The organism is Streptomyces sparsus (assembly GCF_054776295.1).
Genome location: NZ_BAAHCA010000172.1, coordinates 1 through 7311 on the forward strand (window position 1 = coordinate 1; position 7311 = coordinate 7311).

At 68.3% G+C, this 7311-nt stretch carries 8 protein-coding genes; all 8 read right to left on the minus strand.

Translation table 11 applies throughout. The features are described 5' to 3' along the window. The coding region (locus tag ACYVE9_RS11080) for a WXG100-like domain-containing protein (protein WP_461027610.1) at nucleotides 1–1093 on the minus strand (1093 nt) is incomplete at its 3' end. Beyond that, nucleotides 1094–1459, minus strand: a complete 366-nt coding sequence (locus ACYVE9_RS11085) for a hypothetical protein (protein WP_461027611.1) — start codon at nucleotides 1457–1459, stop codon at nucleotides 1094–1096. Further along, entirely contained in the window at nucleotides 1456–1950 is a 495-nt protein-coding gene (locus tag ACYVE9_RS11090) for a YbaB/EbfC family nucleoid-associated protein (RefSeq protein ID WP_461027612.1), read from the minus strand. The genes ACYVE9_RS11085 and ACYVE9_RS11090 overlap by 4 nt, the downstream gene beginning before the upstream one ends. Continuing rightward, the gene (locus tag ACYVE9_RS11095) at nucleotides 1947–5438 is read right to left on the minus strand and encodes an AAWKG family protein (protein ID WP_461027613.1); all 3492 of its coding nucleotides are present in this window, start codon (nucleotides 5436–5438) and stop codon (nucleotides 1947–1949) included. Before ACYVE9_RS11095 ends, ACYVE9_RS11090 begins: the two co-directional genes overlap by 4 nt. Nucleotides 5439–5440: 2 nt before the next feature. Beyond that, entirely contained in the window at nucleotides 5441–5875 is a 435-nt protein-coding gene (locus tag ACYVE9_RS11100) for a type VII secretion system-associated protein (RefSeq protein ID WP_461027614.1), read from the minus strand. A gap of 119 nt (nucleotides 5876–5994) precedes the next feature. Continuing rightward, entirely contained in the window at nucleotides 5995–6315 is a 321-nt protein-coding gene (locus ACYVE9_RS11105; RefSeq protein ID WP_461027615.1) for a WXG100 family type VII secretion target, read from the minus strand. A 54-nt stretch (nucleotides 6316–6369) separates the two neighbouring features. Further along, entirely contained in the window at nucleotides 6370–6705 is a 336-nt protein-coding gene (locus ACYVE9_RS11110) for a hypothetical protein (RefSeq protein WP_461027616.1), read from the minus strand. Nucleotides 6706–6878: 173 nt separating this feature from the next. Then, nucleotides 6879–7311, minus strand: a 433-nt coding sequence (locus ACYVE9_RS11115) for a type VII secretion protein EccB (RefSeq protein ID WP_461027617.1), incomplete at its 5' end; no start/stop codon positions are given.

Sequence of the window (7311 nt, forward strand, 5' to 3'; positions counted from 1 at the left end):
CAGGGCCGCCGGGCGGCACCGTCCGCACCGGCCCGTCGTCACCGCCCGTGCCGCCCGTGCCCCCCGTGCGCGGCAGGTCGTTGAGCGAGTCCGGCCCCACCGGCGGGGCGAAGACCTTGTTGTTCAGCCACAGCGCCCCTCCCCCGACCGCGGACTCCGCGTACATCCCGAACACCCCGCTGGTCCCGGACCCGACGAACGTCTCCCACTTGAACTCCCAGTTCCCGTCGAAGAGTCCGGTGACCAGCACCTCCGCGAGCGTCTCGCTGAGTCCCGAGACGACGAAGACCGCCGGGACGTCGTAGGCGTCGTTGAGTGCCTTGCTCACAAACGGGTTGGGCTTGGGGATGTCGACGAAGTCCGGGTTGTCGAAGTGGTCCCCGCCCTTGTCGAGCCAGTTCTTGAACTTGTTCGAGAAGTGCCCGCCGAAGCTCTCGAAGAGGCCGCCGAACGCTCCGACCGCCGCCGCCTTGCCGACGTCACCCCAGTCGATGCCGTCCGGCTTACGGGCCGGCGGGTTGAACGCGATCTGGGAGAGCTTGACCGTCAGAATCTGGATCGCCTCGGTGAAGGCCCCGCTGAGCGCGGGCGCGATGTGGGTCATCCGCAGCAGCCGGTCGATGATCATCAGCAGCGCCAGCCGGCTGCGGGCCCGGGCCAGCGCCATCTGCGAGATCGAGGTTCCGCCCGTGAAGAAGGCCATCGCCGCCAGGAAGGCCAGCTCGATCAGGAGCATGACGATCTCGGCGATGATCTCCCACTTCGACTCCTGGATCTTCATCGAGTAGTCGATCTGGCCGTCCGCCATGTCGTCGAGCTGGCGGACGAGCGCCTGGAGCCGGTTGATCCCCCCGTCGTCCGTCAGCAGGGACAGCCCCTGGACGTAACCGCGCGCGACGTTCTCCGGCAGCGCACGGCCGGCGTTCTGCACGGACTCCTGGACGGCGTCGCGCAGTTCGAGGACCCGCTTCCCCAGGTCGAGGTAGAGGGCACGGCTGTCCCACGCCAGGTTCTCCCTGGCCTGCAACGGCATCTCGCCGAGCAGGATCCAGAGCATCTTCCTGACGTCCTCGGGGAAATTGATCTCCTGCACTCAGCGCTTCCCCTGCCCGCCGTCGTCCTGGAGCGCCTCGTCCGTCCTCCGCTGGTGGGCCTGGATCTGTTCGGTGGTGTCGCTCCGGGTGCCCTCGATGTTCTCCAGGTTGGTGAGCGTCGCCGAGACCAGGGCGTCCAGTGCCTCGTACAGGCCCTGGGCGATGTCGGTGCAGTACCTGTTGTTCTCCTCGTACTTCGGGCGTACCTGATGGGCGAAGTCGTCCGTCCAGCCCGGCCATTCCGTGTAGTCGTTCTCCTGGCGCCGGAAGTCCTCGCCCATCTGCTTGGCCAGGGCGGGGAGGTTCTTCATCTCCTCGATGCTGCGCCGCAGACCGCCCGGGTCCGCCTCGTACAGCCCGCTCATGCCCGGCCTCCCTTTCGTGTGCCCGGCCGTCCGTCGTCGGAGTCGTCGTGGATCTCGTCCCGCAGCCGGTCGCTCGCCGAGCGCCCCCCGCGGCCCGCCGCGCCCTCGTACGCGGGGCCGAGGACGCGGTCCCAGTCGACGTCGAACCCGCCGAACTCCGGGGCCACACCGCTGGGGCGGGTCAGCGGCTCGAAGATCTCCCGCACCCGGTGCGCCATCTCCGCGCGCCCCTGGTCCGCGGCCTCCAGCACCGAGGCGGCGAGCTGGCCGGCCGGCATGGAGCGGTACCGGCCGTCCAGGAAGCGCAGCCCCGTCAGCTCGCCCTGCGGACCGACGGTCACCTCGACCGTGCGGTCGCGCGAGCGCACGGTGTGCGAGGCGGCGCGCAGGTCCTCCTCCGCCCTGGCGACAGCGGCCTCGACCGCCTGGAGTTCCGCCATCGCCTTGGCCACGCGCTGCTCCATGGGCTCGCGCGGGTCCCCCGGCGTCATCGTCCGATCACGGCGGGCGCGCCTCCCTCGTCCGTACCCCAGACGTCCTCTTCCTCCTGGATCCACGCGTCCCTCGCGCGGTCGCCGCTCTCCGTCTGCGGCCGGGCCGGAGCGCCACCGCCCGGGGGCGGGACCATGGGCATGCCGCTGGTGGTGGTGGCGTTCCTCGGCAGGGCGATCGGGGCCTCGTCGGGCGCCCGGCTCATCGCCGTCGGGCCCGCACCGCCCCTGCTCCGGCGGTTGCTGACGACCTGACCGCCGTCGATCACGTTGCGGATGCGCTCGGACGTGCCCTGCCCGCCTTGACCACCGCCCTGTCCGCCCATGGGCATACCCCCCATGGGCATACCGCCCATAGGCATGCCACTCATGGGCGTGCCCGCCGACGGCGTGGAACCGCCGAGTGAGGAGCCGGGCAGCGAACCGGTGTTCAGCGGGGTACCGATCGTCGGCACGGAGGTGCTCCCGGCCGCCGAGGCGGCCGCCGCACGGTCGAACGGAGACGCGTAGGGCAACTCGTCGTACAGCTCCTCCTCGTAGGGGAGCCCGGAGCCGTACGAGGAGCTGTCGTACCCGGAGATCGGGCTGCCGGTGCCGCCGTTGAGGTAACCGGAAGTCGTCGTACCGTCCGGGCGCGTGTACGTCGTGGCGCCCGTGTCGGGGTTCAGGACCGAGGTGCTGCCGTCGGGGAACTCCGTGACGAGGCGGCCCTCGCCGTCCAGGTGGGACAGGCTCCCGTCGGGGTTCGGCAGGATGTCGCCGGTGTTCAGGGGGCCGGTCATGGACGTGCCGTCCGGCCGGGTGATCGTCGCGGTGCGGTTGTCCGGGTCGATGACCGTGCTGCTGCCGTCGGGGTAGCCCGTGACCACCCGGCCGTCCCTGTCCAGGTGCGTGACGCCGCCGTCGGGGCCGGGGAGACCGTCGCCCTGGTAGACGGGACCGCTGATGGTGGTGGGCGGCAGGGACGTGAGGTCGTCAGCGCCGAGGGAGCCGCCGATGAGATCGCCGCGGTTCAGTGACCCGCCGCCGATCACTCCAGGGTCACCCGAGATCCTGTTCAGTGCGTCACGGGCCGCCGCACCGCCGTCGGGTGTGCCACCGTCGAGACGGCCGCTGTTGAGCGATCCGCCACCCAGCGAACCCGGGTCAAGCGAGCCACGGTCGAGCGAGACGCCTTCCGGGCGGTCACCGTTGAGTGATCCGCCACCCAGCACCTGCTTCCGCTGCTCGTCGTAGGCGGCCTGAGCCTGCGCCTGGGCCTCCTCGCGCTCCTTCTGCTGGACCAACTGCCGCTGCTCCTGCTCGGCCTGCCGCTGCTCGGCCTCCTTGCGCGCCGCCTCCTGCGCGGCCTCGGCTTCCTTCTCCTTCTCGGCCTGCTTCGCCTCCTGCTCGGCCTGCCTGGCCTCCTGCTTGGCTTCTTGCTCCGCCTGCTTGGCTTCCTGCTCGGCCTGCAACCGCTCCTGCTCGGCCTTCTGTTCGGCCTCCTTGGCCTCCTGCTTCGCCTCCTGTTCCGCCTGCTTGGCCTCCTGCTCCTTCTCCCTCTCCTCCTGCTTCGCCTCCAGCTCGGCCTCCTTGGCCTCCTGCTTCGCCTCGGCCTCGGCCTGCTGCTCCTCCTGCGCCTTCCTGGCCCGCTCCTGTTCGGTCTTCGCCTGGTTCATCTGCAGAAGCTGCATCTGCTCCTGACGGGCCTGGGCCTCCTGCTGCTTCTGCTCCTGCTCGGCCTGCTTGGCTTCCTGCTCGGCCCGCAACCGCTCCTGCTCGGCCTTCTGTTCGGCCTCCTTGGCCTCCTGCTTCGCCTCCTGTTCCGCCTGCTTGGCCTCCTGCTCCTTCTCCCTCTCCTCCTGCTTCGCCTCCAGCTCGGCTTCCTTGGCCTCCTGCTTCGCCTCCTGTTCCGCCTGCTTGGCTTCCTGCTCCTTCTCCTTCGCCTCCTGCTTCGCCTCCTGCTCGGCCTGCTTGGCCGCGGCCTCCGCGTCGCGCCGGTCCTGTTCCTCCTTGGCTGCCTTCTCCTTGGCCTCCTGCTCGGCCTTGGCTGCCTTCTCCTTCGCTTCCTGCTCGGCCTTGGCTGCCTTCTCCTTGGCCTCCTGCTCGGCCTTGGCTGCAGCGGCAGCGGCTGCGGCGGCGGCCGCCTGGTCCTTCTGCCACTGCATGAACTCGTCCTGCTTCTTCGCCGCCTCAGCCGCCGCGGCCTCCGCCTCGGCCTTGTCCTTGGCCGCCTGGTCCTCGGCGTGCTGGGACGCGAGGTCGTCGCCGCCCCTGGTCCTGATGGACCCGAGGTCGAAGTTCTTGGTGCTCCAACTGTTGTGCACCAGGCGGATCGCCTCGTCGGCGGGGTCCACCAGGTTCTCGATCACCGACGCCTGCCAGTTCTCGATAGCCCTTTCCCCGACCTTCTTCCACGTCGAGAGTTCCGTGAGATTACCGAAGGCATCGGATTTACCCAGACGTGTCGCGTTCTGGTCGAACGAACCCGTCGTGTGATAGGTCGTGTAGTAGGACGGGTACTGCCCGCCCGTGCTGTTCACCTCGTAGGTGATCTGCTTGATGTTGTTGTGCCAGACGTGGTCGGCTATTTCCTTCAGCAGGTCGTGAAGCCATCGCAGCGGGTTCCCCATATAGAGTTCCCAGTCCATCCACCGACGGTGCAGTTCGACCACCGCGTCACGGAAGTCCGTCTTCGCCTGGCGGATCTCGTCGCCCTGGAGGGACCCGGTCGTGTCCGCCGGCCGCATGTCCTTCGCGTAGCCGGCGTACTGCTTGCCGAGTGTGTGGACGAGGTTCCAGAAGACGCCGGCGGCCTGTCCCCGCCACGCCTCGTTTTGCTCGGCCCCGAGCCTGCTCTCCCACTCCTCCACGGCCTTGCTGCGCGCGACGAAGAACTGCGCCACCCGGTCGAAGGACGCCGCCGCCGTGTCGAAGGACCCCAGCGAGACGGCCTGGTCGTTCGGTACGTCCACGCCGTTCCAGGCGAAGCCGTGTGTGCCCTGGTCCTTGTACAGCAGCGCCTCCAGCGCCCGGCCCGTGCCGTAGCTGTACTGCGTGAGGTCCTCGGTGCTCCAGGTCGCCTTGTCCCCCGACAGGCCGAGGTGGTCGTCGTACTGACTCTTGAACTCGCCGCCCTCCACCACGCCGCCGGCCGGCGGGCCGTCGTTGCCCTTGTTGCCGAGCAGGGTGAAACGGGCCTTGTACATCGAGACCTGGTCACCCGTGGACGCCGTGTCACCGCTGGTCGCGTAGAAGGGGATCACGAAGTCCGTGTTCTCGATGCGCCAGCCGGAGTTCTCCACCATCCAGTTGAGGTCGTCCACGTCGACGTACGTCACGGAGTTCTGCCTGCTGATCTCCACCTTCATCTGCGGAATTCCCTCGTTGCCGATGAGGCTGGTGAAGAGGGTGTCGCGCGCGGGCGCCTTGTATCCGGTGAAGAGCATGACCGCCTGCTGCCAGGAGTCGTTGGCCGAGGTGAGCGGCTTGACGTTGTCGTCGGCCATGATCAGTCGTCCTCGCCATTGCCTCCGCCGAGCACATCGTCGACGTCCGAGAAGATGTCCAGCAGTTTCTGACCGTCGATCTTCTCCAGGTTGTTCCCCTGCGTCTTGAAGAGTTCCTCGATCGTGCTCTCCAGACCTTCCTCGATACTGCTGAAGAGGGTCTTCTGCTCGTCGAGGATCGTGACGATCTCGGTGATCATGTCGACCACCGCCTTGTTGAGGCGCTGCCCGTTGGTGAGGTCGTCCTTGTTCATGCCGCCGATCGTCAGAGGCACGGCCGCCCCGGCCAGGGTGTCCGCCGGGCGCTCCCCCTCCGGCAGCAGGTTGGAGAGCGCGGGTGCGTCCGTCCCGTCGCCCTGGATCTTCCGAATCTCCTCCGAGAAACCCTTGATGTCCTGGCTGAGGAAGTTCTCCAGCCAGGCCTTGTCAAGGTTCACGGGCGCACCCTGCGCCATGCCGATACCTCCTGGTGCCGTGGGGACAGGGACAGAACATGGGGGCGGCGGCCGCCGCAGCCCGCACCGGGGGCAGCCGCCCGTGGAGACGTACCGCGCGGTCAGCGGCCGACGCGGACGCCTTCCCAGAGCTGGGTCAGGGACTTCTCGCTGTACTGGTAGCTGCCCGAGACATCGGTGAGCAGCGCCGAGTGGCTGGCGAGCAGGGTCTTCATGGCGTCCACGGCCGAGTTCCAGGCCGCCTGCTTCTCCGAGTACACCCGGCGGTCCTCGCCCTCCCAGGTGTTCTTGAGCTCCTGCAGTTCGGCGTCCAGGTTCACGAGAATGCTCGCTATCGCCTTGGTCTGCTGGACCATGTCGTCGGCGGCGTTCTGCATGTGGGAGTAGTCGACATAGATGTAACCGTCGCTGAAATCACTCATGTCCGGCCTCGTTTCACAAGGGGTGGGGTAATTCGGGGGCCCAGCGGTGCGGGGTCAGCCCTTCAGCGCGTCGAAGATCGACTGCGACTGGGTGTAGGCCTGGTTGATGGACTCGTTGGACGATCCCTGGGTCATGCCCTGGGTCCGGAGCGTCTCGTTGAGCGTGTCGACCATCTCCCGGACGTTGCGGGAGATGATCTCGGCCTGGTCGTCCCACTGCTTCAGCAGGTCCTGGTAGGCCTTGCCGTCCGATCCCTTGAGGCCGGAGGCGAGGTTGAACTTCATGTTCTCGACGTCCTGCCGGCTGCGCTGGATACCGGTGAACGCCTGCTCCAGAGCGGTCACACCGTTCTGTGTGGCGCGTGCTTCCGACTGCTGCATGCCCGCCATGGACAGCACCTCCTGATGATGTCGACACCTGTTGATGTCGTGTCAGACGAACTTAGACAATGGAAAGTTGAGGCAGCAACGAAAGGTGGGGGACTTTTCTGTTCTGCCTTGCCTTATTGGCGACGCCGCCCCGGGAATTCACCTTCCGTACGCCCTTTCTTTCCGGTGGCCCGTCATTTCGGATCGCACTCGGCCGCGGTGGTCACGGCGCGCCCGGTCGCCGCCGCCCGGGGCGTCAGGTCCGGGCCGGTCGGCAGCATCGCCAGCAGCGGAGCCGGCAGCGCCTCGGCCGCGCTCGCGGTGTATCCGAGCGCGGTGGCCGCCTTCTCCGTGCCGACCCGGTACTTCATTCCGGTGTCGGTCACCAGGTAGACGGTGCCGCCCACTTGCCCTCCGCCGGCTCCGAGCGCGTGTACCAGCGCTCCACCGCCCGGCGGGACGGTGATCGCCCCGACCCGCACGCAGGCCGGGGTCAGCCCCTCGGCCGGTGCCTGCGCGGCGGGCCCGAGCGCGCCCTGCGGGGTGAGCACCACGCTCACCCGCGTACCGGACCCACCGGCCTGGATCCGTACGCAGAGGGTCCGCCCGTCGTCCAGGAGCACCGCT